Source organism: Stenotrophomonas sp. 2YAF22 (assembly GCF_052114665.1).
GTDB classification, from domain to species: domain Bacteria; phylum Pseudomonadota; class Gammaproteobacteria; order Xanthomonadales; family Xanthomonadaceae; genus Stenotrophomonas; species Stenotrophomonas indicatrix.
The window spans coordinates 1-3,309 of the sequence record NZ_JBFRFE010000493.1 but is presented as its reverse complement, the minus strand read 5'-3'; the positions used below and the strand labels follow the sequence as shown (position 1 = coordinate 3,309).

Here is a 3,309-nt window from a genome sequence, read left to right as displayed (position 1 = left end):
CAATACGGATGTCACCGGCCACGTTCACCGTGCTGCCGATCAGGTTGAGTGCGCCGCCCGCCTGCAGCGCCAGCGGTGCATCGACCGCGACGCTGCCTGCGCTGGCGAGGTCCATGGAGCCCCACTGCTGCGCGTTGACCAGTCCGGCATCCAGCCAGACCGTATTGCGCCGCTCACTGACGATCGGCGACTGCAGCGACACACCCGCTGTCGCTGTCCCTGTCGTCGCGCCGCGCACATGCACGTCCGAATCGAACACGCCGTTGCGACCCTGGGCGTCATAGCGCCCCAGATACAGCCCCGCGTTGCGAGCCACCGCCGTCTGCGCCTGCGCATAGCCTTCCAGCGCAGCATCCGGCCGTCGCCCCTGCTGCGCGCCCTGGAAGGTGGTGGTCTCCACCTGGCCGTCCAGCACCGCAGTCGGCGCGGACACTACAAGGCGCCCGGCATCGCGGCCGACGGTGTAGCCGTTGTCAGTCCGCTGCGCAGCGAAAACGATGGGATTGCGGAACGCCTCGGTGACACCCCAGCGCTCCTGCTTCACCTCGTAGCCCTTGTACAGACCATCGAACAGCATCTCCGCCGGCGCGTCGTCCAGCCGGTATACCTGCCCATCGATGCCGCGCAACCAGCTCTGCTGTATCGCCCCGCTCTGCACATCCAGACTGCCGCCTGCCAGATTGATCCGCGAGCCCGCGGCCGCGACCACCTCGCTGCCGCCCAGCAACACGGTGCCGCCCTGCGCAGCCCATTCGCTGATGGAGTGGCCCTGGTTGTCCAGATAGCCGCCCACCTCCAGCAGGCCCCCGGCGGCATACCAGCGATCGCCTTCGTGGCCGCCGGTGCCCGCCGGCACGTGGATCAGCTGCCGGCGGTCGATCCATACTTCGCTGCTGGTCAGCTTGCCGCTGTCGCGGTTGTCGGGCGAATCGCGCAGTTCATTGCCCTGCACCTTGACCTGTACGTTGTTGCTTTCCATAGCCACATGCACACCTACCGCGCCGGAGACATCCACACGCGCGCCGTTGTCCAGCTGGCTGCGGCGACCGGCATCGGCGATCACCTGGCCGCCGGTAGCCACCGTCAGCGAGTTGCCCTGGAAATGGATGTCGCCCCCGGAAACGATCTCCACCCGCGACTGGTCGCGCCGATCGCTGTGCAGGGACAGATTGTCGAAGGTCGTCGTCCGCGACGCTGCACGAAGCGCATCCTGTTCGGCCGACTCCTTCAGCAGTGCATCGCGCTGGGTATCCAGTGCGCTGGCCTTGCCATCGTCTTCGATCAGCACCGCTGTGGTCGAGCCTTCGGCCAAGGTGACCTTGGCCCGGGTGTCACTGGCCGAGGCCAGCAGGTGCACGGTGCCGCGTTGGCCCAGCGTGGTGCTGGCCACGGCCACACCTGCCTGCTCGACGCTGCGTCCGGCCAGGGTGATGTCGCCCTCGCGGGCCAGCAGCAGGCCAGTATTGCGGACGCTGCCGGCGCTACTGTCGTTGACCAGGCGCGGCGCGATTTCGTTGCCGCGTGTGGTCGAAGCGGTATTGGCCGCAGTACCCACGCCACGGCGGATCACGAAGCTGTCGCCGGCCGCCAGCTGGACCTGGCCCTTGCGCGTCTCGATCTGGCCAGCGTTCTCCACACTGTGGCCGGCCAGCAACACATAGCCGCCGCCACGCGTTGCGCTGGTTGGTTCATGCGTGGTGATGCGCGCGCCACGTTCAACCATGACCTTGCCCACTGCATCGGTGAGGGCCGAGGTGCTCGTGTCGGCGCTGTACAGGCCGTTGTCACGGAACTGCGCGTCGCTGATGCGTGCAGCAGCAGCAACCAGGTTGCGGACGTTGACCTGGCTGTTGTTGCCGAACACCACGCCGTTGCGGTTGGCAACGAACACCGTGCCGTTGGCCTTCAGCTGGCCCAGGATCTGGCTGGGCCGCGCGTTGGGGTCGTTGACCCGGTTCAACACCGCCCAGTCGGGGTTCTGCAGGAAGTTCAGGGTGGTGTTGCCACCGATGTTGAAGGTTTCCCAGTTCAGGATCGCCTGGTCCGCAGTCTGCTCGATGCTGACCTGTACGCGGCCATCGCTGCCCTGCGACTGGATCGCCTCGCGCGCATTCACCCAGCCGCGCGTCAGGGGGTTCTCATCGACCTTCAGTCCATCCTTGCCCAATCCATCGGCCACCACGAAGCCGGCCTCGCGACGCGCCTGCCGGGCCTGTTCCTGCATGCGTTGCTGCAGGGCGATCGCCTGCGCCGCGGTGCCCAGGTTGTCGATCGACTGCTGCAGCTTCTGCCGCGCGGCGTCCTGCTGCTGCGCGGGCAACTGGAACTGGATGGGCACGCCATTGGGCATGCGCCCGCTCTGTGCGGCCGCACCCTGCGCCGCGCCGCGGTCGGCGAACCAGCCCGGGCTGAATGCCTGTTGCGCATGGCTGGCGGGGGCAGCCAGGGTTCCCAATGCCACCGCGATGGCCCAGGCCATCGGGTGGTTGCGGCGCATCGGCGCGGCCGAATGAACAGCGGACGTGTGCGGGAGCGACATCGGAACCTCATCAACCTGGTGGGCCGCAGCTGCGGCAGCGATCGGGAGGCACGCGCAACGCATGCCCTGCCACTGATAGACGGTTCACGTGACATGAAGCCGACAGCAATGCGCTGCACCGGCCCGCACCGTCGCCGAAAAGGAGACGCCGGCCCAAGGGGCCGGCGTCGGTCAACACAGATTGCAACCAACGGGCGCGATTACAGCGGACGGCCGATGCCAGCGCAGGTGCTCGGGTTGTTCAGGCCAGCGGCGTTGCCGGCGAGCACGAAGCGGTTGCGGATCGCATCGCGCCAAGCCTTGGTCAGCGGGATGAAACCGTGGTCAGTGATCGCCTTGGCATGGGCCACCAGCGCCGGGGTGGCGGTGTAGTCAGTGGCGTAGTGGCGCATCAGGAAGCCACGCAGGCTGTTGGCGACGGTCGAATCCTTGTAGCACTGGCCGATGACCAGGTTGGTGTAGCCGGCGATCGGATAGCCAGCCGACGGATTGCCGAACACCGGCACCCAGTTGGCCGGGTTCTCGGCAGCGGTGCCGGTCGGCGGCGCGACGGTTTCCAGGGTGGCCTGCACGCTCACCTGGTCCGGCGAGAAGCCCTTGACCTTTGCAACCTTGGTGGCATCGGTCAGGCTCGGGATCACGTCCGGACCCACATAGCCGATGCGACCGGCCTGCGCGTACACGGCGTTGTACAGCGAGGTGCCACCGGTGGCCGGCGCGGCCACAAGGAAAGCCGGCAGGTTGTTGTTGGCATCACGCTTGTACAGATC

Annotated in this window: 1 protein-coding gene and 1 pseudogene; both read right to left on the bottom strand. The window is 67.3% G+C overall.

Features of this window, described 5'->3' with window-relative positions; translation table 11 throughout:
• The coding region (locus AB4Y84_RS17010; protein WP_442250503.1) for a two-partner secretion domain-containing protein at window positions 1-2,539 on the bottom strand (2,539 nt) is incomplete at its 3' end.
• Between the two features lie 200 nt (window positions 2,540-2,739).
• Window positions 2,740-3,309: pseudogene (locus AB4Y84_RS17005) on the bottom strand (substrate-binding domain-containing protein); the annotation flags it as partial.